This window comes from Streptomyces coeruleorubidus (assembly GCF_008705135.1).
Classification (GTDB): domain Bacteria; phylum Actinomycetota; class Actinomycetes; order Streptomycetales; family Streptomycetaceae; genus Streptomyces; species Streptomyces coeruleofuscus.
In genome coordinates, this window is sequence record NZ_CP023694.1 from 8,478,681 (window position 1) to 8,502,327 (window position 23,647).

Consider the following 23,647-nt stretch of genomic DNA (forward strand, 5'->3'; position numbering starts at 1 on the left):
TCCCCGGTGCGGTGCCGTGGGGCCGGCACGGTCCCGGAAACCGGGGATCGGAGGAGCCGCCCGCCGGGGTGATCGTGCGGCGCGCGTGGCTGCCGGGCTTCTTCCCCGTGCCTTCGGGCGCCGGGCCGGACCGCCGCTGTCTCTTCCCCCGCGCCTGCCCGCGCCTCCGCGCGCCGTCAGGCCACCGCGCCCGCCCCCCGCGCCCGCTCCTTGCGGCGCGGCAGCAGTGTCACCGCCAGGGCGGGTACGGCCGCGAGGACCAGCCAGGGGACGGCGGCCGGGAGGCCGGTGTCGAGCAGGGAGCCGGTGGCCGCGCTGCCGGCGAGGACGATCAGGCCCGAGACGGACGACAGGGCACCCATGTAGAGGCCGATCCGGCCCTCCTCGGCGAGGTCGGGCACCCAGGCGCGGGCGGCGGGCACGACCAGCATCTGCCCCAGGGTGAGCAGCACGACGAAACCAGCGGCCGGCAGCAGCCCGGCGGCACCCGTCCAGCCCGCGGGGCGCGCCGCGGCCACCACCGCGAAACCGGACGCGATCAGCAGCAGCCCGGCGGTCATGGAGCGGCGCAGGTCGAGCCGGTCGCCCGCCCAGCGGGTTATGGGCAGCTGAGCGAACACCACCAGCACCGAGGACAGGGCGAACAGCCAGGACAGCGGCGCCTGGGAGCCCGTCGCGCGCTGCACCTCGTCCGGCAGGGCCAGATACAGCTGGTTGTAGGCCAGCAGATACGTGCCGTACGCACAGCACAGCGTCAGGAAGCGGCGGTTGCGCAGCAGCAGGCGCGCCCCGCCCCGCTGCCGGACGCGGACCCTGCCGGGGATGTGCTGCGGCATCAGCCACAGGTGCCCGGCGAGGACGAGCACGAACACCGCGGCACCGGCGAGGCACGCGGTGCGGAAGTCGACGGCGAGCAGCAGCGCGCCGAGCAGCGGTCCGACGAAGGCCCCGGCCTGGCCCGCCACGCTGAACAGGGCCAGGAGGCGGGTGCGTGAGCCGTGCCCTTCCTCCTCCCAGACCACCGCCTGGCGGGCCACCTCGGACTCCACGGCGGGCGAGAACAGGGCGGCGGCGAAGCCGATCACCAGCACGGCGCCGATCACGGTCCAGCTCGCCTCCGCGAACCCGAGCCACGCGAACCCGGCGATCCGCAGTACGCAGCCCGCCAGCACGACCGGGCGTACGCCGTAGCGGTCGACGAGCGAGCCGCCGACCACGAACAGGCCCTGCTGGCTGAAGGTGCGCAGGCCGAGGACGAAGCCGACCAGCCAGCCCGCCATGCCGATCGCGGTGCCGAGGTGCTCGGCGAGGAACGGCAGGACGGCGAAGAAGCCGATGTTGAAGGCGCACTGGGTCACGATCAGCAGCCGCAGCAGCGGGGACAGGTCCCGCCAGAGCCGCCGGGTGCTCTCGCGCGGGGCCTTGGGCGTCCCGTCGTCGGAGTTCTCGCCCTTGGGCGCGTGGACGGCCCGGCGGGCCAGGGCGCGGGATATGAGGCCGGTCATCGTTCTTCCCTCGTCGGGGTGGGCACAGGAGTCAGGAGGGCGTCGGGACGGTTCGGGCGCCGTCGCGGGGCGGGGACGAACCGGTCCCCGGGCGGCCCCGCCCGGCTGCCGGCCCGCCCACGCCGCCGGGGCAGCCGTACGCCGCCGGCGGCCGTTACCGCGAGCGCCCCCAGCAGGGCGAGTACGGCCGCCGGGAAGAGGACGGCCCACGGGGCGCGCTCGGTGTACGGCTGGTTCTCGGCGAGCAGCAGGCCCCACTCCGGGGACGGCGGCTGCGCGCCCAGGCCGAGGAAACCGAGCGCGGCGAGGCTCAGCGCGACGCCGGGCAGCCGGAGCAGGGCGTGCCGGGTCACCGGTGGCAGCAGGGCGGGCAGCAGTTCGCGCCGGAGCAGGTACCAACGCCCGGCGCCGAGCGCGCGGGTGGCGGCCAGGTGGGTGGTCGCCCGCTCCTGACGCAGCAGGGAGGACGTGTGGGCGGCCAGCGGGGACCAGGCCACGACGCCGACGGCGAGGGCGGGCGCCCAGGGGCCACTGCCCGTGACTCCGGTGACGAGGAGCCCGGCCAGGACGGGCGGTACGGCACTGACGGTGTCGACCAGCGGCCCGGACAGCCGCGGCAGCAGCCCCAGCAGCAGCCCGGCCACCAGGGCGGCGGCGCCCACCGCGAGCGCCGTGCCGAGGGTGTTCAGCGCGCCGTGGGCGACACGGGCGAGGACGTCCCGGCCCAGCGCGTCCGTCCCGAACGGGTGCTCCGGGGAGGGGGCTTGCAGCCGGGCGAGGGGGTCCAGGGCGAGCGCGTCGCGCGGCAGGCCGAGGCCGATGACCGCGGCGAGCAGCGCCCCGTACAGCAGGGGCAGGGTGCGGGACGGGGGTGGAGCGGGGCGGTGCAGGGAGTGCAGGGCGCCGTCGCGCAGCGCCGGCCCGATCAGCTGCCGGGCCGTGCGCCGGGCGAGGACGCCGGCGGTGGCCGCGAGCAGGACGAGGGCGAGCGTGCCGGTCTGAAGGACCGGCAGGTCCTGGGCGAGGGCGGCGTGCAGGGTGAGCCGGCCCAGGCCCGGGATGTCGAAGATCTGCTCGACGGCGACGGATCCGCCGGTCAGACCGACCACGAACAGGCCCAGGTTGGGCAGCAGCCCGGGCACACAGCGGCGCACCGCCTGCCGCGCCAGGGACGTCGGCGGGACCCCGCGGGCCGCGGCCGCCAGGGCCCACGGCTCGGCGAACGCGCCGGGCAGCAGGTCGTCCAGCATCCGCCCGAGGACCGCGCCGGCGGGCAGGCCGAGGGCCAGCGAGGGCAGCACCATCCACTGCGGCCCGTACCAGCCCAGGGCCGGCAGCCAGCCCAGCTGCACGCCGATCACCGAGGCGAGCACCGAGGCGACGAGGAACTCGGGCAGGGCGGCCAGCACCGCGGTCGCCGTGCCGCCGGCACCGCGCGTGCCGAGCCGGCCCCGCGAGCCGAGCCGGAGCGTACGGGTGCACACGGCCGTCGCGGTGGCCGCGGCGACGACGAGGGCACCGGACATCAGCAGCAACGAGGCACCGAGCGCCTGCGTGACGGAGGGCAGCACCTGGGCGCCGGACACCCACGACGTGCCGGCGTCCCCGTGCGGCAGCCCGCCCAGCCAGCGGCCGAGCAGGACCAACGGGCCGTCGTCCAGTCCGAGTTCGTCGCGGATGGCGCGCAGCGTCTCGGGGGTCGGATCGCGGTCCGCCGAGCGGGCCTTGAGCACGGTCAGCGCCGGGTCGGTGCGCGACAGCCACGGCAGCAGGCCGATCGCGCCCACCAGGCCGGCCGTGAGCACGACCCGCCACAGCAGCGTCGGGCCGCCGCCGCGCGCGAGAGCGCGCACGGCGGCCAGGCCCTTGGTCAGGGGTGAGTTCGAGGCGTTCGGCGTCGGCCCCATGTCGCTCAGAGGAAGGGGATCTCGAAGTGCACCACGCCGCTGCCGCCGCCGGGCACTTCCTCCCGCTCGTCGCACACCACCTTGCCCAGCGTCCGCCACAGGCCCATCGCGCCGGGCGAGTGCGGATAGGTGTGCAGATACACGGACCGGTAACCACCGTCGGCCCGCGCGAAGTCCAGCAGACCCTCCACCAGCCGCCGGGCCAGCCCCCGCCGCCGGTGCTCGGGGCGCACGTACACCCGCCGGAGCTGTGCGGTCTCGCCCGAGGGGAACCGCTCGGCCAGCCAGCGCGGGTTCGGCGGATGCGCCGGGCCGCGCGCGTCCAGCGCCGCCGTTGCCGCCACCGTCCCGTCCCGCTCGTCCACGGCGACCAGGAGCGTGTGCCGCGGCGGCGCCACGTAGAAGGCCGCGGGATCGATGATGTCGGCGTGCCAGCCCGGCACGTATCCCGTCTCGAAGTCGCGGTACACCGCGTCGAGCATCACCGCCCGGGCGCCGTCGAGGTCCTCCGCCGTGGCTGCCCTGATGCTGTAGTCGTGCATTTGCACATCATATGCAACTGGTGATCGTCCCGGAGTGCCGAGATGGTGTGCGTCAGCACACACAGCCGGCGACCGTCCCGCGTGGACCGTGTTCGTCACGCGCCCGGCGACCAGGGCCGTGTCGCCGTAGGCGCAAGAACTGGGGCGGGGCCTGAGGTCCATCGCCGCGTGGGCAAGGGTCCCGGACCCGACGAGGGAGAGGACCTGGCGAGCGCGCCGGGCCCTCCGGGTGACCGGCCGCCAGAGCTGCCGCGCAGTCCGGGCCGCGCTCAGCTCTCCGCCGGGGTGAGCACCACGAAGTCCGCGCCCGCCGGGTCGACGCAGACCGCCAGCCGGCCGACGCCCTCCGCGTCCTCGGGCCCCATCTGCACGCTGCCGCCGTTCTCGGTGACCTTGGCCACCGCGGCGTCGCAGTCCTCCACGGCGAAGACCGGGTGCCAGTACGGCCGGCCGCCCGCCAGCGAGAGGTTCTCCTTGCCGAGCTCCATGAGGCCGCCGTGCATGCGCTCCTCGGGCAGCCCGGCGGGGGTGATGAGGGTGTACGTGCCCCCGTCGCCCGGCAGCGGCATGTCGCTGAACTGCCAGCCGAACAGGCCGCCGTAGAACGCCTTCGCGCCCGCCGCGTCGCTCGTGTACAGCTCGGTCCACGACAGCGAGCCCGGCTCGTCGACCAGGTCGACGCCCTTGGTCGTGCCCGGCTGCCAGACGGCGAACTGGCCGCCCAGCGGGTCGCTGTACTGCGCCATCCGGCCCCAGTCGTCGAGGTCCATCGGCGCCACCCGGACGGTGCCGCCGGCCTGCTGCACGGCCTCCGTCGTGGCGTCCGCGTCGGGGACGCTGAAGTAGAGCATCCAGGCCGGGCGCGCACCCTCCTCCGTGAGCTTGCCGAGACCGGCGACGATCTTGCCGTCCTTCCGGAACATGCCGCCTTCGAAGTCCTCGCTCTCGCCCATGGACTCGTAGTCCCACCCGAGCACGGCGCCGTAGAAGGCCGCCGCGGCCCGGACGTCCGGAGTGCCGAGGTCGAGCCAGCAGGGGGAACCGGGGGCGAACTCCGTGGTGATCATGGCGATGCTTCCCTTCCGCAGATTCGGTGTGCCCAGCGTGACACCGGGCACTGACGATCGCCCCTCGGCCGCTGCCCGGTCGGCGGATCAACGGTCCTGTGCCCCCGGCCGGTTGGCGGGGCGTGGAATCATCGGGCTCATCGCCCGGCCGGGTGATCGTGGAGCTCTGCGCGGTGAGGGTGGTGGGCGGTGTGGTGGCCGACTGGGAGTGGGACGAGACGTTGTTCTCGGGGACCGCCGCCTACTACGAGCGGGGGCGGCCGCCGTACGCCCCCGGGCTCGCGGACGCGCTCGCCGAGGTCCTGCGGCCCGACGGGGAGGGGCGCCTCATCGACGTGGGCTGCGGGCCCGGGACCATCGCCCTCAGCCTCGCGCATCTGTTCGGCGAGGTCGTCGGCGTGGACCCCGACCGCGGCATGATCACCGAGGCCGGACGCCGGGCCGCCGACCGGGGAGTGGGGGAGAAGGCCCGGTGGGTGAGGGCCCGCGCCGAAACTCTGCCCGCGGGGCTCGGCACGTTCGCCGTCGCCACCTTCGCGCAGTCCTTCCACTGGATGGACCGCGACCTGGTCGCGGCGGCCGTCAGGGACATGCTCCAGCCGGGCGGCGCCCTGGTGCACATCGCGGATCTGAAGACGGAACACCGCGCCCTCGACGGCCTGCCGCACCCGCCGGTCCCCTACGCGGCGGTGGACGAGCTGGTCAAGCGGTATCTGGGCCCCGTGCGGCGAGCGGGCCGCGGAGTGCTGCCGCAGGGCACAGCCGGGGGAGAGGCCGAGGTGTTCGCCCGGGCGGGACTCTCCGGTCCCCGGCGTCTGGTCGTACCCGGCGGGCAGGCGCTGGAGCGGACCGTCGACGATGTCGTCGCCTGGGTGTTCTCCATGTCGTTCTCGGCGCCGCATCTGTTCGAAGGGCGCCGGGACGACTTCGAAGGGGACCTGCGCCGGCTGCTTCGGGAGGCCTCTCCGGTGGGGAGGTTCTCCGAACGCGGGCCGAGCACGGAGGTCTTCGTCTGGCGGAAGGACTCCTCCGGGCGCTGACCGGCAGGCGCCGGGGGCGGGGTCAGTGCACCGACATACCGCCGTCGACGAAGACCGCCTGCCCGGTGATGTAGGCGGACGCGGGGCTCGCCAGGAAGACCGCCGCTCCCGCGAAGTCCTCGGCCAGTCCGTTCCGCCCGATCAGCGTGCGTTCGGCGAGGGCGGCCACCCTCTCCGGATCCGACGACAGCCGCGTGTTGAGGGGTGTCATGACGAAGCCCGGCACCAGGACGTTGCAGGTGACGCCGCGCGGCGACCACGCCTCGGCCTGGGACCGCGCCAGTGACTCCAGGCCGCCCTTGGAGGCGCCGTAGGCACCGCTCTGGACGAACGCCCGGTGCGCCTGCTGCGAGCTGATGTGCAGGATCCGGCCGTGGCCGCGCTCCGCCATGCCGGGGCCGAAGCGCTGGCCCAGCAGGAACGGCGCGTCCAGGTTGACGGCCATCGTGAGGTCCCAGACGTCCTCGGTGAGTTCGTCCATCGGCGGACGCACGTTGATCCCGGCGCTGTTGACGAGGATGTCGGGTTCCCCGAAGGCATCGACGGCCCGCTCGGCGGCCGTCCGCACCCCCTCGCGCGTGCTCAGGTCCGCGCTGACCCAGGCGGCGCGGCAGCCCTCGGCCGTCAGCTCCTCGACCGTCGCGATCAGTCCGGCCTCACCGCGTGCCACGACCACCACGCTCGCCCCGGCGCGCGCGAGGGCACGGGTGATGGCGCGGCCGATGCCGGAACTGCCGCCCGTGACCACCGCGACCCGGCCGTGCAGGGAGAACAACTCGGAGAGATAGGTCTGTGTGGCCCGCGTCGCTGGTGTCGTCATGACGAGCACTCTAGAACGGCAGGCGGAAGCACCGGTGTTCGTGGTGCCACCCATGGCGTGAATACCCCTAGGGGGTATATAGTCGGTGCCATGGATCACATGGATCACTCCACTCATGACCATGAGGGGCGCCCCCACGGAACGGCGACCTGGGGGACCGCCGTGAAGGCGACGCTGCACTGTCTGACCGGGTGCGCCATCGGCGAGATCCTCGGCATGGTGATCGGCACCGCGCTGGAGTGGGGCAACGTGCCCACGATGGCCCTGGCCATCGGGCTCGCGTTCCTCTTCGGCTACTCGTTCACCCTGTTCGCGGTCCTGCGGGCCGGCCTGGGCCTGGGGGCGGCGATCCGGGTCGCCCTGGCCGCGGACACGGTCTCGATCACCGTGATGGAACTCGTCGACAACGCGATCATCGCCCTCACCCCCGGCGCGATGGACGCCCATCTGGCGGACGGCCTGTTCTGGTCCGCGCTCCTGGGCGGCTTCGTGGTCGCCTTCCTGATCACGACGCCGGTCAACAAGTGGATGATCGGCCGGGGCAAGGGGCATGCCGTCGTGCACGCCCACCACTGACCGGAAGCCGGAATGCCTCCCCTGCGCCGGTAGTGGTCTGGATCACATGGCGTGGATTGAGTGCCCGGCCCGGGCGATGTCCGTACCCATGGGTGACGGAGCGGTGCCGGATGCGAGGATGAGGCGCCATGACGGCTGGGTGGTGTGCTCGCACGATACGGGCCGCGGTGTTCGCGGCCGTCTGTGTCGTGCTCGCCGCCATGGGACACGTCATGATGTCCGGCGACCACGTGCCCCTCGGGACGCTCCTGGCCGGCTGGGCCGTGACGAGCGCGGTGGGCTGGTGCCTGGCGGGCCGCGAGCGCGGACTCCGGCTGGTCGTCGCCGTCGCCGTGGCCGTCCAGACGGCCCTGCACTCGGCGTTCTCGCTCGCACCGGCGGCGCCGCTGCGGTCCCCGCGCATGGACTCCATGGACCCCGGGGCCGGCGGTATGGGATCCATGGGGCACGACATGGGGAGCATGGATTCCATGTCTGTGTCCGAGCACTTGGGTCACGCGGGACACACCCCGGGCGGTGGCTCGTCTCTCGGCATGCTCGCCGCCCACCTGCTCGCCGCCCTGCTGTGCGGCCTGTGGCTGGGGCACGGGGAGCGGGCCGTCTTCCGTCTCCTGCGTGCCGTGGGCGGCTGGCTGGCCGCGCCGCTGCGGCTCCTGTTCGCCCTGCCCGCACCGCCGCCCCCGCCCGTGCGCGCACGGCGGTGGTCCTCGGACCGGGCGCCGCGCCTCCTCCTTCTCGTTCACGCGATCACCTCGAGAGGACCACCCGTGAGGGCCGCTGCCGTCTGACGGCAGCCGGTAAGTCCCGGGGCGGGCCCTGCTTTCGCCCCGGTGCCGGGCGTACGCCCGTACGCCCCATCCCTCACTCACCGGACCGCGCAGCCACGCGCGGGCACGCCCGGCATCCCGTATGCCCGCGTGCTCGCCCTGCCGTGGTCCCGGAATCCCGAGAAGGACACCAGGTGATCACTCCTGCCCTGCCCCTTTCGCACGAGAGAAGAGAACGTCCGGCGTCGGCCGACGAGTCGATAACCGCCTGGGCGCTGGCCGCCCGCGGCGGCGACTCGGCCGCCGTCGACCGCTTCGTGCGCGCCCTGCACCGTGACGTGATCCGCTACGTCGCCCATCTGTGCGCCGATCCGCAGGCCGTGGACGATCTGACGCAGGACACGTTCCTGCGGGCGCTCGGCAGCCTGCACCGGTTCGAGGGCCGCTCCTCGGCGCGCGCCTGGCTGCTGGCGATCGCCCGGCGTGCGGTGGCCGACAGCCTCCGGTACACCGCCGTACGCCCCCGCCGGGCCGACCTGCCGGAGTGGGAGCTGGCGGTCGAACTCGCCCAGCCGCGCGGCCTGCCCGGCTTCGACGACGGCGTGGCGCTGCTGGAACTGCTGGCCTCACTGCCGGACGAGCGGCGCGAGGCGTTCGTCCTCACGCAGTTGCTCGGCCTTCCGTACGCGGAGGCCGCCGAGCTGAGCGACTGCCCGGTCGGCACCGTCCGCTCCCGTGTCGCCCGCGCCCGGGCGACGCTCATGGCCCTGCTCGCCGAGGCGGAGCAACCGCCACCGGTCGCGTCACCGGCCCTGGCCGCGGCCTGACGCGTCCTGGGGCCCACCGGTTCCGTCCGGTGGGCGCCGGCCCGCCCGCGAGCGGTTCACAGGGCAGGGGCGTCGCCGGACAGGAAGTGGAACCCGGGCCGCGGGTGCATCAGGAAGTCGTGGTGCGAGATGTTCCAGGCGTAGGCACCCGCCAGGGAGAACACCACCCGGTCCCCGGCCCTGAGGTCCCGCACGGGCACCCGGCGGGCCAGCACGTCCTTCGGTGTGCACAGCTGCCCCGCGAGGGTCACGTGACCGCTGTGTGCCGACGGTCGCGGCCAGGGGTGCGGCCAGGTGTCCACCGGCAGGACGGAGCAGGGCTGGTCGTGTCCCTTCGTCGCCGGGGTGCGCAGATGGTGGGTGCCGCCCCGCAGGACGGCGAACTCCTCGCCGTGGCTGTGCTTCACGTCCAGCACTTCCGTGGCGTACCAGCCGCAGTACGCGGTGAGCGCCCGCCCGGGCTCGATCCGCAGCGTCAGCCCCGGGTGGGCGTCGGCGAGGCGGGCCAGGCCCTCGCCGTACGCGGCCCAGTCGAAGCGGCGCTCCGGGTCGGCGTAGTCGACGCCCATGCCGCCCCCGACGTTCACCTCCGCGATCGGCACGCCGAGCCCCGTGGCCCAGCCGACCACGCCCTCCGCGACGGCCAGCAGCTCGGCCGCCTCCAGTCCGCTCGCCAAGTGGGCGTGGATTCCGCGTAGTTCGAGCTGGGGGTACGTCCCGTCGGCGAGGGCCCGGAGCAGCGGCTCGGCCCGGGCCGGGTCCATGCCGAAGGGCGTCGGCCGCCCGCCCATCGCCAGTGAGCTCCCCGCCAGAGAGCCGTCGGGCACCGGCAGGTTGACGCGCGGCAGCACCGCGACCCGCCGCCGGGGCACGAGGCGGCGTGCCAGCTCGGCCAGCACGCGCAGCTCGTGTGCGCTCTCGACGTGGAACCGTCCGACGCCCAGCTCCAGCGCGGCCGTCATCTCGTCCGGCGTCTTGCCCGGCCCGCCGAAGGCCAGCGGCCGGCCCGGCACCGCCTTGGCGACATGGGCGAGTTCACCGCCCGACGCGACCTCGTAACCGTCGACGCAGGAGTCCAGCGCGGCCAGGATCTCCGGCTCGGGGTTGGCCTTCGCCGCGTAGTACAGCTCGACCCGTCCGGGCAGCGCGGCCCGGACCCGGGCGGCGTGTGCGCGCAGCGCCGACAGATCGTAGACGTAGGCCGGCAACCGTGACGGCGGCAGCGACAGGACCCGGTCACGCACCGCCGGCGTCGGGTGGGCGGTGGTCATCGGGAGCTCCTCTTGGCCTCGTGCAGCACGTCCTCGCCCAGCGGTGACGGCAGCCGGACGTATCCCGCCGCCCGGTCCGCCTTGCGCTCCCAGCGGGTGAGCAGGTTGGCCTTGGCGGGCAGCGGGACCCCGGCGAGCAGGGCGGCCAGGCGGGGCGGGCAGCCGTGCCGGTCGGCGTACGACCGCAGCGTGCCGCGCACCCGCGCCCACAGCGCCGGCTCCGCCTCCGGATGCAGGTCGGCGAGGGCCGCGAGCAGCTCGGCGACATGGTTGACCAGCAGGCAGTAGACGACGCGGTCCCAGCCGCGCCGGGCGTCGTACGTCATCGGCCCGGCCACCTCGGGCGGCAGCGCGGCCAGCGTGTGCGCGTGCTGCTCGGGCAGCAGCTTGGTGCCCTCCAGGTCCCGGAAGAGGACCTGGGCGGGCCGTCCGGCGTCGTCGACGCAGAGCAGCACGTTCTGGAGGTGCGGCTCCAGCACCAGGCCGTGGTCGAAGTAGGCGGCCAGGACGGGCGGCAGGAGGAGGTCCAGGTACGCCGACCACCAGTCGAGCACCGCCGCCGCGTCCGCTCCGGCGAGCAGGCGGGAGACGTGTGCGGCACTGGTCGGGTACTCGTCGGCGACGGCGGCGGCGAGCAGGGGAGTGGTGCCCGGCGCGAGCCGCCGGGACAGGCCCTCGCGGACGATCACGCCGAAGCCCTCCAGCAGGTCGCGGTCCGGCGCGCCGCCGGGCCCGGGCAGGGCGAGCGTGCGGTAGGCGGGCTCGCGGAGCACGGCACTGCCGGGGAACCGCCCGGCGAGTCCGGACAGCACCGGGTCCAGTGCCCGGGTCAGGGCGACCGCCCCGGACAGTTCGTAACTGCTGTTCTTGCGCACGCAGTTGGTGATCCGCACGTTCAGGCTGAACTTCAGGAACGTCTCCCCGTCGTACAGCGTGCGCACGGACGCGGTGGCCGCGAAGGGCCGCCCGCCCGGCCCCAGGTCGAGCACGTCACCACGGTCCAGGGCGGCCCGCAGCAGCGGGTGCTCCCGGAGCGTCTCGTACTGCCAGGGGTGGGCCGGCAGCAGCCGGTAGCCGTCCGGGACGTCCGCGCGCTGCCGGTCCAGGGCGGCGGTAGCCGGTGGTTCGGCGCTCTCCTGCGCGATCAGGTGCTCCCGCACGGCGAGGTGCCGCAGCGGGAAGGAGGCACCCGCTTCGGGCGCGTACGCGGCCCACGAACGCGGGTCGCCGCTACGGGCCTTGGGCGTGGGATGAAAGCGGTGCCCGAAGAGGAGGGACTGCTCGGAGGCGATGTAGGCGGACCGCGGGCCGTCCGGCAGGTCCGAGGCGTGCCCGGTGGCGAGGGCGGCGGCGACGGCCGTGTGGCTGGAGGCGACCTGCTCCAGGAACTCCTCGTTGCGCACCCCGGTGCGCAGTGACAGTTCGTCGCACGTGTACTGGGCGAGTCGCCGCCAGTCCACGTCCCTGCGGCCGCCGTCCCGCTCCTCGCGCACCGGGCCGGTGAACCGGTGCGCGCCGAGCAGCGACGTCCGGCGCAGGGCGACCCGCAGCAGCACCCCGCGGCGGGGCAGCCGCAGCAGCAGATGCCCGTCGGCGACGACGGTCTGGCGCTCGGGCCCTGACACCTCGCGCAGCAGGCAGTTCAGCAGGGTGTGCGCCACCACGTCGTCGGCGGTGGGCAGGGAGACCGGGGCGGCGGCGGTGCTGCCGGGCGATTCGGTCAGCGAGGGCATGGCAGGCTCCAGCGGGGTGCGCGGGTTCGATGCGGGGACGGGATCAGGGAGAGGGACGAGGGCGGCGGCACCGGTGCGGTCGCGGCTCACGGCTCTCATGACGTACTCCGGGAGGGCAGCAGGTAGTTGGGGCCGGTGACGTAGTGCTTGTTGATGTCGGCGGCGCCCGACCGCTGTTTGCTCAGCAGCGTTCCGGCCGTGACCATCGCCTTCACCGGCAGCTCCGGGGCGTCGAGCACCCGGGTGCGCAGAACGTCCCCCGCCTCGCCCCCGAGCCGTGCCACGGCCTCGGCCAGCCGTTCACGCACCAGCCGCAGCAGCACGGGCAGCGGCGCGCGTCCGTGCCGGGCGAGGCCGAACGCGTAGGCGCCCGCGCACAGATGGACGGTGATCGTGGTGAACAGGTCGGCCACCGGCCCGTCGTCCGTGCCGAGGACCCGCGCGTCGTCGAACTCCCACGCGCCGGGCAGCCGGGCGTGCAGCCGCCGCGTGTTGACGCGTGGCCCGTCGTTGTCCTTGAACAGCAGCCGGAGGCTGCCCGGCCGCAGGACCAGTGAGATGTTCTGCTGGTGCGACTCCAGCGCGACGCCGTACCCGAACAGTGTGGTCTGCCAGTCGAACAGCAGGGTCAGGCAGGCGTCGAGCAGCGCGAGCGGGTCGCCGTCGTGGAAGCGGTCGGCGAGATGGTCGAGGACCAGCCGGCCGTCCGGTGCCTCGGCGAGCAGCGCCGCCATCGGTACGACGACCGAGTCCGCGAGACCGGCGGGGTGGCGGCGGCACAGCACGGCCAGCAGTTCGTGACCCGCGTGGGCGTACGCCGTCTCGTCGGCGTGCAGGATCGTGTCCCGGAAACGCGGCTCGCGGGCGACGATCCGCTGGACCAGCCGCTGCCCGACGGCCCCGTCGACGAGGGTGCCGGGCTTGACGGACCGCTTGTTGCGCAGCCCCAACGACGAGGTGGTCAGGGGCAGTTTGAGATGCAGCGTCGGATCCGCCGCCGTCGCCACCGTGCGCATCGACAGGGTCGGTACGACATCGAGGCAGCCGCGCTCGGCCAGTACCGCTCGCCCGCGCAGGCCGGTCGCCCGTAACGCCTCGTCGAGCGGAGGGCCGACGGTCAGCGGGTGCACCGGCAGGGCGAGGTGTGTGCGCTCCAGCCCGGACAGACCGAGCCGCGCGGGCGTGGGCCACGACTCCGGGAGGGCACCCGCCACATGGACCGCGCCCCGGGGCACGGCGAGCCAGCGCAGCGGGAACCGTGGCTGGAACTCGGGCGCGTACGAGCGCAGTTGCTCCTCCGCCAGTCCCGCCCGGCCGCGCCCGGTCGGATATACCGGATGGTCCAGGCGGGCGGCGAGCGCGTCGAAGGCGAGGCCGGCGTCCAGACCCGTCCAGCACGCGGGGTCGGCCCCGTGGTGGGAGGTCAGCTCCGCCGCGATGCCGGCGCGCGTGCCGGCGTGCAGCCGCAGTGTGGCCAGTGTCTGCCGGCACTCCTCGGCGAAGGCGTCGAAGCCGGCCCGGTCCTCGGGCTCGGCGAGCGCGCGCAGCGCGTCCAGTACGTCGGCGTACGACGTCAGCTCGGCGCCGTCCGACGCGCGGCTCAGGAGCGGCAGCCGCGCGGCGTACGCGCACTGGAAACCGTCCTCGGCGACGGGCAGCAGCAGCGCGTCGTGCCCGGCGGCGCGCCGCAGCCAGGGGCCGTCCGGGCGGTGGACGAGGGTGCTCCGGGAGCGCAGCCCGACGACGTCCTCGCGCAGGAGGGCGCTCAGCACCCGGGTGAGCAGCCCGGCCGCGCAGGCGTCCGGCGGGGGCGGCGGTACGGTCACGCCTGGATCTCCCAGCGGCAGGCGGCCAGGAAATCGGCCGCCACACGGTCCACGCTCTCCTGGTCGGCGCCGGTGGCCCGCAGGACGCCCAGGTAGTCCCGGTTGGTGCGGTACAGCTCGTGCCGCTCGCCCACGGCCCGCAGCGGACGGTACGTCAGACGCACACCGTCCACGGTGAGGTCAGCGGCGGCCGGTGCTTCGGTCAGGGTTCCGGCCCGGTCGGCACACGGGTACTCCACGAGGGCGGCACCGTCGCGGCGGGCACCCAGGCCGGCAGGGAGCGGTTCGCCCAGGTGTGTTCCGATGACGAGCTCGAACAGCGGAATGCCGAGGAGCCGGGCGAGCAGCAGGTCGCACTGATCGCCGATGTTCCGGTAGTTGACCTCGATGATCCGCGCCCGGCCCTCGTGCACCACGAATTCGGTGTGACAGGCACCGAACCCGACGCCCAGCGCGTCGAGTTGCCCGAGGACCTGCGTCACGACCGGCTCGGGGTGGACCGGGACGAAGGTGAGGCGTTCCTCGACGAAGTGCGGCGGCGGCGACAGCTCGGTGCGGAAGCCGCCCAGGACATGGCGGACCCGGCCGTCCCCCAGGGTCTCCAGCGTGTGCAGCTCGCCGGGGAGGTACTCCTCGACCACCAGCGTGGTGCCGGGGCGGCGCTCCAGGATCTCCTTGGCGCGGGTCACCAGGTCCTCGGGCCCGTCGACGAGGACCACGTCCTCGCTGGCCACGCCCTCCCGGGGCTTGACGACACACGGGTAGGGCGCGTCGAGCGGGGCCGGTTCGGCGAGTTCGGCCGACCAGACGGTGTCCACCCCGGCGGCGGCCAGCCGGCGGCGCATCTCCGCCTTGTCCTTGCAGCGCAGGGCGGCGCGCCAGTCCTTGCCCGGCAGGCCGAAGTAGGCGGCGGCGAGGGCGGCCTGGGTCTGGAGGTGGTCGCTGTTGGTGAAGACCGCGTCGGGACGGTGACGGCCCGACATGCACGCCACGACGGCCCGGAAGTCCCGCACGTCACACTCCAGAACCTCGATGTCCGGGCAGGTTCTCCGGTGCGCGCCGGGCTGGTCGGTGAGCATGGTGACGTCCAGGCCCAGCCGGGCGGCGGCGGGCAGGAAACCCTCGGTGACGGAGTCGGTCGGGTTGAGGGCGAGAAGGTACAGGCGCATGGCGGTCTTCCAGGAGTGGCGGGGTCGGCGGCCGCTCGGTCAAGGCGCGGGCGGCGTGCCGCGGGACCCCTGTGACATGGACGGCCCTTGATCTGCGGACATCCATGAGGACGCCGACGATCTTGTACCTTAGGTTAGCCTTGCCTATCCAACCACGGGTTGCAACTGCCCGTAGGAGTGATCGATGCGCACTGTCCTGGAGTCACCGCCGGCCCTCGCCTCCGTCCTCGCCGCCGCCTACCGGCGGTTGACCGGCGTCTGTGAGGCACTGGACGTCGAGGTCGCGGACCCCTGGGCGGCTGCCGGTCAACACACCCTTTCGGGCGCGGAACTGACCTCGGATCAGCGATCCCTCGACGCCTTCGTGGACGTCGAGGCGACCCGCATCCGCACACGCCACGGCCACACCCCGCGCCCCCACGTCGCCGCCTCACGCGCCCTGCACGACTACGCCTGGTCGATCGCCCTGCTGATGAGCGGCGTGTGGTACCTGGAGCGCCGCGTGCCCCGCGTGCGCCCCCAGTCGGTGCGCCTGGACCTCGCGGCCGGGACGTACACGGTCACGCCCGAGCCCCGCGTGGCCTGTCTGCCCGGCGACCCCGTCGCCGCGCTGCCCGGGGCCGTGACCGTGGCGGACGAGGAGGCCCTGCGGGCCGAACTGCGCGCCGCGGTCGCCGACCACATGCGCCCGCTGCTCACCGCCCTCGGACCCGCCGTACGCCGCGGCCCGCGCGCCCTGTGGGGCATGGTCGGCGACGATCTCGTCTCCGGGATCTGGTACCTGGGCCGCACCCTCGGCCGCGAGGACGACGCCGTGCGCGCCGCCACCGCCCTGCTCCCCGAACCCGTCAGCCCCTACCCCGCCGGAGCGGACTTCCGCGTCCTGACCGGCGCCGACGGCCGCCACCACCCGACCCGCACCCGCACGGGCTGCTGCCTCTACTACGCCATCCGCCCCGACGAGGCCTGCGCCACCTGCCCCCGCACCTGCGACGCCGAACGACTGCGCCGGCTCGAATCCTGACCGGCCGTCAGCCTCCTGCGTCCACTCCGCGCCAGAACGCGTCGACCCGGGCGTTGAACACGTCCGGCACCTCCTGGAAGGGCTGATGGGCCTCCCCGGGCAGTACCTCGAACTCGGCGTCCGGGATGCTGTCCGCGACCACGCGGCCGAGGCGCGGCGGCGTGGCGAGGTCGAGTTCGCCGGCGAGGACGAGGGTCGGCGCGGTGATCCGGCCGAGACGGTCGAGCGTGTCGTGCCCGGTGAACGCCGCGAGCTGGCGCTGGAAGTCCTCGACGGACTGCGGGTGTTCAAAAGCGAGCGTCTCCTCCACGAACTGGTCGACCATGCCGTCGGCGTGGGCGCGAGGTGTGTAGATCCACAGGAAGAACGCCTCCAGCATGGCCCGCTCGTCCGGGGCGCGCTCCACCATCCAGTGCCAGAAGCGCGTCATGGCGAGGAAGTAGGCGTCCGGGCGAGCCACCGTGCTCATGAGCACCAGGCTGCGGACCACGTCAGGATGCCGGAGCGCCAGCTCCTGCGCGATGAAGCTGCCCCCGGAGAAACCGGCGACATGGGCGGCCGGTACCCGGAGCGCCCGGAGCAGAGCCGCGGCGTCGTCGGCCATCCGCGGCACGGAGAGCGGCTCCTCGGGAAGCGGCGTACGCCCGGCTCCACGGTTGTCGAAGGCCGTGAGCCGGTAGCGGTCCGCGAGCCCGTCGAGCTGCGCCTGCCATGCTTCGACGGGGTCTCCCAGCCCCGCGATGAGCAGGACGTCGGGTCCCTGACCTCGTCGTTCGACCCACAGCTCCACACCGTCGGCGTTGATCATCTGCCCCATGATCGGCCTCCTGGAACGGGGATCCGTGGTCGTCACCCCTGCGCCGGCGCGATGTTCTGGTTGGCGTGGAACAGGTTGTCCGGGTCGTACGTCCGCTTGACCCGGGCGAGCCTGTCGTAGTGGTCACGGTAGGTCGCACGGACCCGTTCCTGGCCCTCCCCCGTGCCCATGAAGTTCACGTACGAGCCGCCCATGGAGTACGGGTGCAGCTCCTCCTGGTAGCCGACGCACCACTGCCTGATGATCCCGGCGTTGGCCGGATCGGGATCGACACCTGCGAAGACGCCGGACCAGACGGCGTCCCGGTAGCTCCACGCGGTGTCGTCCGGGCCCACCCGGTGGGCGGCTCCGTCAACCGGATAGAGGTGCATCAGCGAGAGCTGCGTCGGATTGTTCTCGCCGTACTCGAGGTGGATGTCCAGGGCGGCGTCGGGGATGTGGTCGAAGAAGTCGCCGCGCCAGTACCACTGGTAGCCGGTCGGGATCAGTTCGTCGAACATGCTCTGCAGCGCGACGTAGGGTATCTGTGCCGCGAAGTGGAAGGCCGGCGAGCCGGGCTCCTGGACCACGGAGAGAGCCTCGTCGAGCCGGTCCGGATCGCCGGTGTGGCACCACACGATGCCGCACACCTTCTGCCTGTGGATCTCCTCGGGGAAGGGCGGTCCGGGCGGGACGACGAAGACGGTGAAGAACCCGTACACGTCCTCCGGCGCCCGGGGGAGGAACTCGCGGTACCACCCCAGCACTTCGCGGGTGTGCTCGACCGGCCAGACGGTCACCCCCGCCCCGACCGTGTCCACCGGGTGCAGCCGGTAGGTGAGGGACGTCGTGATGCCGAAGTTGCCGCCGCCACCACGCAACGCCCAGAACAGGTCCGGGTGTTCGGTGGCGTTCGCGGTGACGAAGCTGCCGTCGGCCAGCACGACGTCCGCGCTGATCAGGTTGTCCGCGGTCAGGCCGTACTTGCGGGTGAGGTAACCGTGTCCGCCGCCGAGGGTCAGGCCTGCGACGCCCGTCATGGAGATGATGCCCGTGGGAGTGGCGAGGCCGAAAGCGTGCGTGGCGTGGTCCAGGTCGCCGAGCTGGCTGCCCCCGCCGGCCTGGGCGGTCTTCGCGGCCGGGTCGACGCGCACCCCGCGCATCGGCGAGAGGTCGATGGTCACGCCGTCGTCCACCAGGCACAGGCCCGGGCCGCTGTGCCCGCCGCCCCGTACGGCGAGTTCCAGACCGTGATCGCGAACGAAGGTCACCGCGGCCATGACGTCCGCGGCGTCCGCGCACCGCACGATGGCGGCGGGGCGCTTGTCGATCATCGCGTTGTAGATCTTGCGGGCCTGGTCGTACTCGGCGTCCCGCGGGCCTGTGACCGGCCCCCGCAATGTCGTCCGCATGTCCTCCAGGGTGGCGCTGTCCATGACGATCTCCTCGGGGCCCGACCGTGCTGACATGACCAGCCTCCCGCCGACGGCCGAGCCACGCATGTCCGGCGGCGTACCGCTCGCGGGCGCGACCATGCTGGTGGGCGCGAGTACGGCGACTGCCTCGTCGCCGGAAAAGGAGAAGCCCGTGCCCGACCCCGGCCGCGTCCGTCTCTTCACCACGACGCTCGGCGCCGCCGGCGCCCCCGCCGTGCTGCTGGTGCACGGCTGGGGCGGGGACGGCCGTGAGTGGGACACGGCCGCTCGGAGGTGCCGGACGAGGGCAACACACCCGCCGAGACGGCGGACGATCTGGCCGCGCTGCTCGGCACCCCCGGCCCCGCCGGAGCCAACGCCCTCGACTCGGCGGAATCCACGGCCCCGTAGCGATTGCCGCCGATCAGCGCGTCACGCCGCCCGCACCGCCGCCGTCCGCCGCGCCCCCCACCGCCGGGCCCGGTACGTCCCGGCCAGCCGGCACACCGCGTAGACGCCGAACGAGATCGTCGTGACGTAGGGGCTGATGGGCACGCTGCTGCCCAGCGCGAGCAGGATGCCGCCCTCGATCGAGGCCACGGCGAACAGCACGCTCAGCACGGGCAGCAGCACCGGCGACGCGGTGACGCGGGCGGCGGCCGCGGCCGGGGTGACGACCAGCGTGAGCACCAGCAGCGCGCCGACGACCTGCACCGACAGGGCGACCGCGAGCCCGAGCACCAGCATGAACGCGAAGGACAGGGCACGCACCGGCACCCCGCGTGCCTGAGCCACATCCGGGTCCGTGCTGGCGAAGGCCAGCGGACGCCACATGACCGCCAGAGCGATCAGAACCAGCACGGACGTGCCGAGCAGCCACGACATCTGCGGGGTGTCCACGGCGACGATCTGTCCGGTGAGCAGGCCGAACTTGTTGGCCGCCCGGCCCTTGTAGAGGGCGAGGAAGAGCACGCCGAGGCCCAGCCCGAACGGCATGATGATGCCGATCACCGAATTGCGGTCCCGGGCCCGTGTCCCCAGCACCCCGATGGCGCCGGCCGCGAGGAGCGAACCGGCGATCGAGCCCGCCACGATGTTCACACCCAGCAGCAGGGCGGCCGACGCGCCCGCGAAGGACAGTTCGCTGATGCCGTGCACCGCGAACGGCAGGTCCCGCATCAGGACGAAGACCCCGGCCAGCCCGCCCACGAGACCGAGGGCCACGCCGGCGATGAGGGAGTTGCGGACCAGGGCCAGCAGCTCGCCGTAGTCGGTGAAGTCGAAGATCTGCTGCCAGACCCCGTCGGCGAGCGTCATGCGCGCACTCCGTCCGTCTCGTGAACCTGCCCCGGATGGTGCGGCGCGGCGGGCTCGTCGGGGGCCCCGGCGACGACGACCCGGCCCCGCACCCGCACCACGTCGACCTGCGTGCCGTAGAGCCGGGACAGCGACTCGGAGGTCAGCACCTCGTCCGGGGTGCCGACCCGGTGGCCGCCGGGGGCCAGGTACAGCACCCGGTCGACCATCCCCAGCACCGGGTTGATCTCGTGGGTCACGAAGACGACCGCCGTGCCGTGGGACCGGCGCCGGGCGTCGATCAGCCCGGTGACGGCCCGCTGGTGGTTCAGGTCGAGTGACAGCAGCGGTTCGTCGCACAGCAGGATGCTCGGGTCGGTCGCCAGGGCCTGCCCGATGCGCACGCGTTGCCGTTCACCGCCGGACAGCATCCCGAGCGGGACGTCGGCGTAGGCCGCGGCCCCGACCGACTCGAGGATCTCGTCCACCCGGCGGCGGACCGCGCCGGTGCGCAGGCGCGGCCCGAAGCGGTGCCCGTCGATGCCGAACCGCACGAGGTCCCGGGCGCGCAGCAGGGCCTGCGCGGACAGCGCCGCCTGCTGCGGGACGTAGCCGATGTGCCGGGCGGCCTCGCGAGCGGGCCGGCCGAGGACGGTCAGCGTCCCGGCGGACAGCGGCCGACGGCCGAGCAGCGCCCGTACGAAGCTGGTCTTGCCCGCTCCGTTCGGCCCCAGCACGGCCAGGAACTCCCCGGACCGTACGTCGAGGTCGAGGCCGCTCCACACCGTGCGGTCGCCGTACGACAGGGCCGCGCCGCGCAGACCGACGACAGGAGTGCCGTCCTGCCCGGACACCGGGGTCACTTGGCCAGCGCGCTCGCGAGCGCGTCGACGTTGGCGGTCATCCAGCCGAGGTAGTCCTCGCCCTTCGGCAGGGTCTCGGTGACGGGCACGACGGGGATGCCGGCCGCCTTGGCCGCCGCCTCGGACTTCTCGGTCTGCGGGCCGGAGGTCTGCTCGTTGTAGACGAGCACCTCGACCTTCCTGCCGCCGAACAGGGCCAGACTCTCCTGGAGGACCCGGGGTGAGACGTCGTCGCCCTCCTCGATCGCCTCGCTGAACGCCGCGGGTGTCCTGTTCACCAGGCCGCTCGCCTCGGTCATGTACAGCGGCACGGGCTCGGTGATCGCCACCGCCTCACCGCCGTGCTCCTTCTTGATCCGTGCCTCCTTCGCCTCCAAGGGCGTGAGCTCGGCCTTGAAGGCGGTGGCGTTCTTCCTGAAGGCGGCCGCGTCGGCGGGGTCGGCCTTGGCGAGGGCCGCGGATATGCGGTCGGCGACGCGGGCGACGGTGGGGAAGTCGTACCAGACGTGCTCATTCAGCTCGCCGCCCTTCGGCGCCGTTTTGCCGGAGACCCGCACCGCGTTGATCACCTGGGCGGAGTCGTTGTGGCCGCTCTTCAGCATCCGGTCGACGAAGTCGTCGTAGCCGCCGCCGTTCTCGACGACGACCTTCGCCTTGGACAGGGCCAGCTGGTTCTGCGTGTCGGCCTCGTAGGAGTGCGGGTCCTGGTCGGGGTCGCTGATGACCGAGGTGACGTCGACCTTGTCGGCGCCGATGCTCCGCACGATGTCGCCGTAGACGTTCGTGGAGGCGACCACGGGCACCTTCGCCGGGGCGCTCTCGGCGTCGGCGGAGTCCGACGAGCTGCCGCAGCCCGCGAGGAGGGCCAGTGACGCGCCGGTCAGCAGCGCCAGGCGGCGGGACGTGGACAGGGGCATGGCTCCTCCATGACGGATGTGCGGACGGGATGTCAGGCAGGCGCCACGCTAGATGGCAATGAATGTCAAGAGCGGGTTCTGGCCGAAGTCATGTGAAAACCATTGCCAGTTGTTGACCGGGATCGACTGGACTGTTGGTCCAAGCCTTGGACGTGTAGTCTAAAGGCATGCGAGAGACTCTGGCAGCGGAACGGGACGCGATCCTCGCCGCGCTGACACCGGTCGTCGACGGGATCGCCGCGACCTTCGGACCGGTCTGCGAAGTCGTACTGCACGACTACCGGAACCCGGAGAAGTCGGTCGTCGCCGTGGCCGGATCGGTGACCGGGCGGACGGTGGGCGGCGCGATGAGCGAGATCGGGATGCGCGTCCTCGCCGACGGGGACGAGGCGGCCGACGAACTGAACTACGTCACCCGCACCCGGAACGGGACGCTGGTGAAGTCCTCCACGATGGTGCTCCGGGACTCCACCGGAGCCGTGTTCGGCGCGCTCTGCGTCAACGTGGACGTAGGCGCCGTCAGCCAGGTCCACGGCCTGCTCGGCGCCCTCGCCGGACTCGGTGCGGCCCCCGCCGAGCTGCCGACCACCACCTTCGGCAACGACATCGACTCCGTGGTCGACGCCCTCGTGGACGCCCACCAGTCGAAACAGCGGGGCAGCTGGGCGGAGCTCGACCGCGCGGAGCGCCTGGAGCTGTTCGGCGGCCTGGACACGCGCGGTGTCTTCGCCGTGCGCGGCGCGGTCGAGCAGGTCGCCGCCCGGCTCGGCATCTCCCGCGCCTCCGCCTACAACTACCTCTCCCAGGCCCGGGCCGCGCACGGCACGGCTTCCGACACTTCCGCTGGAGGACAAGCGTGACGACCACCACCCCACCGGTCACCCTCGACGACGTCCGGGACGCCGCCGCCCGGCTCCAGGGCGTCGCCCACCGCACGCCCGTCCTGCGCTCCCGCACCCTGGACGCACTCGCCGGCGCCGAGATCCACCTCAAGTGCGAGAACTTCCAGCGCGTCGGCGCCTTCAAGTTCCGCGGCGCCTACAACGCCGCCTCCCGCCTCACCCCCGACCAGCTCTCCCGGGGCATCGCCGCCTACTCCTCCGGCAACCACGCCCAGGCCGTCGCCCTGGCCGCCCGCGAGCTCGGCACCACCGCCGTGATCGTCATGCCGGAGGACGCCCCGCCGTCCAAGCGCGCGGCCACCGCCGGCTACGGCGCCGAGATCGTCACCTACGACCGCTACACCGGCGACCGCGTCGCCATCGCCGAGGCCCTGGCCGCCGAGCGGGGTCTCGCCGTCATCCCGCCGTACGAGCATCCGCACATCATGGCCGGGCAGGGCACGGCCGCACTGGAACTCCTCGAAGAAGTGGGGGAGCTGGGGGCGCTGCTGACACCGGTCGGTGGCGGCGGGCTCATGGCCGGCAGTGCCACGGTGGCCAAGGGACTGCACCCGGACATCCGGATGATCGGCGTCGAACCGGAGGCCGGGGACGACACCAAGCGCTCACTGGAGGCGGGCCGGCGCGTCAGCATCCCGGTGCCGCACACCATCGCCGACGGGCAGGCCCTGCACACACCCGGCGAACTCACCTTCTCCGTCAACCGGCGGCTCGTCGACGACGTCGTCCTGGTCACCGACGACGAGATCCGGGACGCGATGCGGTTCGCCTTCGAACGCCTGAAGATCGTCGTCGAGCCGAGCGGCGCCACCCCGCTGGCCGCCCTGCTCACCGGCCGCGCCGGTCCTCTTCCGCGCCGCGTCGGCGTCATCGTCTCCGGCGGCAACATCGACGCCGAGCGCTTCGCCCGGCTCTGCGGCGCCGGCAGCCGCTGAATGGCGCGGCCCCCTCGACGGACGGACGATGGAAGCACACCCCTCACGGAGGAGGAGCGTCATGCTTGAGGTGAAGACGATCGACAAGCCGGACGAGCGGCGCGACTACCCCCGAGGCCATCTGGAAGCCGTCCACATGACGGGTCTGGACTTCGCCGTGGCCACGTTCGAACCAGGCTGGCGCTGGTCCGAGTCCGTGGCTCCGATCGCCGGGACGGACAGCTGTCAGATCCACCACAACGGCTATGTCGTCTCGGGCCGTATGCGCATCCGCATGGACGACGGAGCGGAAAGCGAAGTGGGACCCGGCGACGTGTTCGTCTGCCCGCCCGGCCACGACGCCTGGGTCGTCGGCGACGAGCAGTGCGTGGTCCACGACTTCGCGGGCAGCATGGCCAAGGAGTACGCCAAGAAGCACTAGCCTCGCCGTCCTTCGTACGGGCCCGCCT

23 protein-coding genes are annotated in these 23,647 nt (G+C 73.4%); 9 read left to right on the forward strand and 14 right to left on the reverse strand.

The genetic code is table 11. The annotated features are described in order from the left end of the window. Positions 1-176 precede the first annotated feature (176 nt). The 4 genes from CP976_RS38630 to CP976_RS38645 form a co-directional block, all read right to left on the reverse strand. Positions 177-1,505: an MDR family MFS transporter gene (locus CP976_RS38630; RefSeq protein WP_150484513.1), complete on the reverse strand. Its 1,329-nt coding sequence runs from the start codon at positions 1,503-1,505 to the stop codon at positions 177-179. Then, positions 1,502-3,412, reverse strand: a complete 1,911-nt coding sequence (locus CP976_RS38635; RefSeq protein ID WP_150484514.1) for an ABC transporter permease subunit — start codon at positions 3,410-3,412, stop codon at positions 1,502-1,504. Before CP976_RS38635 ends, CP976_RS38630 begins: the two co-directional genes overlap by 4 nt. A gap of 5 nt (positions 3,413-3,417) precedes the next feature. Further along, complete coding sequence (locus CP976_RS38640) at positions 3,418-3,954, reverse strand: GNAT family N-acetyltransferase (protein ID WP_150484515.1); 537 nt, start codon at positions 3,952-3,954, stop codon at positions 3,418-3,420. A 269-nt stretch (positions 3,955-4,223) separates the two neighbouring features. Continuing rightward, complete coding sequence (locus CP976_RS38645) at positions 4,224-5,021, reverse strand: VOC family protein (RefSeq protein ID WP_150484516.1); 798 nt, start codon at positions 5,019-5,021, stop codon at positions 4,224-4,226. A gap of 191 nt (positions 5,022-5,212) precedes the next feature. Here CP976_RS38645 and CP976_RS38650 point away from each other — a divergent pair, with 191 nt between their 5' ends. Beyond that, positions 5,213-6,061, forward strand: a complete 849-nt coding sequence (locus CP976_RS38650; protein ID WP_190147040.1) for a class I SAM-dependent methyltransferase — start codon at positions 5,213-5,215, stop codon at positions 6,059-6,061. Between the two features lie 22 nt (positions 6,062-6,083). Here the strand turns inward: CP976_RS38650 and CP976_RS38655 are convergent, their stop codons facing one another. Beyond that, entirely contained in the window at positions 6,084-6,881 is a 798-nt protein-coding gene (locus CP976_RS38655; RefSeq protein ID WP_150484517.1) for an SDR family NAD(P)-dependent oxidoreductase, read from the reverse strand. Between the two features lie 99 nt (positions 6,882-6,980). Between CP976_RS38655 and CP976_RS38660 the strand changes: the two genes are divergently transcribed. From CP976_RS38660 to CP976_RS38670, 3 genes are all read left to right on the forward strand, one after another. Continuing rightward, positions 6,981-7,457: a DUF4396 domain-containing protein gene (locus tag CP976_RS38660; RefSeq protein ID WP_167537597.1), complete on the forward strand. Its 477-nt coding sequence runs from the start codon at positions 6,981-6,983 to the stop codon at positions 7,455-7,457. A 128-nt stretch (positions 7,458-7,585) separates the two neighbouring features. Continuing rightward, positions 7,586-8,245 carry a hypothetical protein gene (locus tag CP976_RS38665; protein ID WP_150484519.1) on the forward strand — a complete coding sequence of 220 codons (660 nt, stop codon included), beginning with the start codon at positions 7,586-7,588 and terminating at the stop codon, positions 8,243-8,245. 173 nt (positions 8,246-8,418) lie between these two features. Then, positions 8,419-9,051: a sigma-70 family RNA polymerase sigma factor gene (locus CP976_RS38670; RefSeq protein ID WP_150484520.1), complete on the forward strand. Its 633-nt coding sequence runs from the start codon at positions 8,419-8,421 to the stop codon at positions 9,049-9,051. A gap of 56 nt (positions 9,052-9,107) precedes the next feature. Here CP976_RS38670 and CP976_RS38675 read toward each other — a convergent pair whose 3' ends face one another. The 4 genes from CP976_RS38675 to CP976_RS38690 all read right to left on the reverse strand — a co-directional run bounded on the left by CP976_RS38675 (position 9,108) and on the right by CP976_RS38690 (position 15,050). Then, positions 9,108-10,322, reverse strand: a complete 1,215-nt coding sequence (locus CP976_RS38675; protein ID WP_150484521.1) for a type III PLP-dependent enzyme — start codon at positions 10,320-10,322, stop codon at positions 9,108-9,110. Continuing rightward, positions 10,319-12,055 (reverse strand): IucA/IucC family protein, encoded by a 1,737-nt coding sequence (locus CP976_RS38680; protein ID WP_150485695.1) that lies wholly within the window; start codon positions 12,053-12,055, stop codon positions 10,319-10,321. The genes CP976_RS38675 and CP976_RS38680 overlap by 4 nt, the downstream gene beginning before the upstream one ends. A gap of 95 nt (positions 12,056-12,150) precedes the next feature. After that, positions 12,151-13,881: an IucA/IucC family siderophore biosynthesis protein gene (locus CP976_RS38685; protein ID WP_190147036.1), complete on the reverse strand. Its 1,731-nt coding sequence runs from the start codon at positions 13,879-13,881 to the stop codon at positions 12,151-12,153. Further along, positions 13,878-15,050, reverse strand: coding sequence for an ATP-grasp domain-containing protein (locus tag CP976_RS38690; protein WP_150484523.1), 1,173 nt, complete (start codon positions 15,048-15,050; stop codon positions 13,878-13,880). The genes CP976_RS38685 and CP976_RS38690 overlap by 4 nt, the downstream gene beginning before the upstream one ends. A 184-nt stretch (positions 15,051-15,234) precedes the next feature. Here CP976_RS38690 and CP976_RS38695 point away from each other — a divergent pair, with 184 nt between their 5' ends. Next, positions 15,235-16,074, forward strand: a complete 840-nt coding sequence (locus tag CP976_RS38695) for a (2Fe-2S)-binding protein (RefSeq protein WP_150484524.1) — start codon at positions 15,235-15,237, stop codon at positions 16,072-16,074. A 7-nt stretch (positions 16,075-16,081) separates the two neighbouring features. Here the strand turns inward: CP976_RS38695 and CP976_RS38700 are convergent, their stop codons facing one another. Both CP976_RS38700 and CP976_RS38705 read right to left on the reverse strand, forming a co-directional pair. Beyond that, positions 16,082-16,891 carry an alpha/beta fold hydrolase gene (locus CP976_RS38700; protein WP_150484525.1) on the reverse strand — a complete coding sequence of 270 codons (810 nt, stop codon included), beginning with the start codon at positions 16,889-16,891 and terminating at the stop codon, positions 16,082-16,084. Positions 16,892-16,923: 32 nt separating this feature from the next. Beyond that, complete coding sequence (locus CP976_RS38705; protein ID WP_150485696.1) at positions 16,924-18,306, reverse strand: FAD-binding oxidoreductase; 1,383 nt, start codon at positions 18,304-18,306, stop codon at positions 16,924-16,926. 252 nt (positions 18,307-18,558) lie between these two features. Between CP976_RS38705 and CP976_RS44085 the strand changes: the two genes are divergently transcribed. Further along, positions 18,559-18,696, forward strand: a complete 138-nt coding sequence (locus CP976_RS44085; RefSeq protein WP_229876396.1) for a hypothetical protein — start codon at positions 18,559-18,561, stop codon at positions 18,694-18,696. A gap of 21 nt (positions 18,697-18,717) precedes the next feature. Here the strand turns inward: CP976_RS44085 and CP976_RS38715 are convergent, their stop codons facing one another. The 3 genes from CP976_RS38715 to CP976_RS38725 are packed head-to-tail and all read right to left on the reverse strand — an operon-like array spanning position 18,718 to position 21,361. Continuing rightward, complete coding sequence (locus tag CP976_RS38715; RefSeq protein ID WP_150484526.1) at positions 18,718-19,602, reverse strand: metal ABC transporter permease; 885 nt, start codon at positions 19,600-19,602, stop codon at positions 18,718-18,720. Next, entirely contained in the window at positions 19,599-20,444 is an 846-nt protein-coding gene (locus CP976_RS38720; RefSeq protein ID WP_150484527.1) for a metal ABC transporter ATP-binding protein, read from the reverse strand. The genes CP976_RS38715 and CP976_RS38720 overlap by 4 nt, the downstream gene beginning before the upstream one ends. Beyond that, positions 20,441-21,361: a metal ABC transporter solute-binding protein, Zn/Mn family gene (locus CP976_RS38725; RefSeq protein WP_150484528.1), complete on the reverse strand. Its 921-nt coding sequence runs from the start codon at positions 21,359-21,361 to the stop codon at positions 20,441-20,443. The genes CP976_RS38720 and CP976_RS38725 overlap by 4 nt, the downstream gene beginning before the upstream one ends. 167 nt (positions 21,362-21,528) lie before the next feature. On the opposite strand from CP976_RS38725, the gene CP976_RS38730 reads away from it, so the two are divergent. The 3 genes from CP976_RS38730 to CP976_RS38740 all read left to right on the forward strand — a co-directional run bounded on the left by CP976_RS38730 (position 21,529) and on the right by CP976_RS38740 (position 23,619). Continuing rightward, complete coding sequence (locus CP976_RS38730; protein WP_150484529.1) at positions 21,529-22,221, forward strand: helix-turn-helix transcriptional regulator; 693 nt, start codon at positions 21,529-21,531, stop codon at positions 22,219-22,221. Then, the gene (locus CP976_RS38735; RefSeq protein WP_150484530.1) at positions 22,218-23,198 is read left to right on the forward strand and encodes a pyridoxal-phosphate dependent enzyme; all 981 of its coding nucleotides are present in this window, start codon (positions 22,218-22,220) and stop codon (positions 23,196-23,198) included. Before CP976_RS38730 ends, CP976_RS38735 begins: the two co-directional genes overlap by 4 nt. Positions 23,199-23,259: 61 nt before the next feature. Beyond that, positions 23,260-23,619 carry a cupin domain-containing protein gene (locus CP976_RS38740; RefSeq protein WP_150484531.1) on the forward strand — a complete coding sequence of 120 codons (360 nt, stop codon included), beginning with the start codon at positions 23,260-23,262 and terminating at the stop codon, positions 23,617-23,619. Positions 23,620-23,647: the final 28 nt, after the last annotated feature.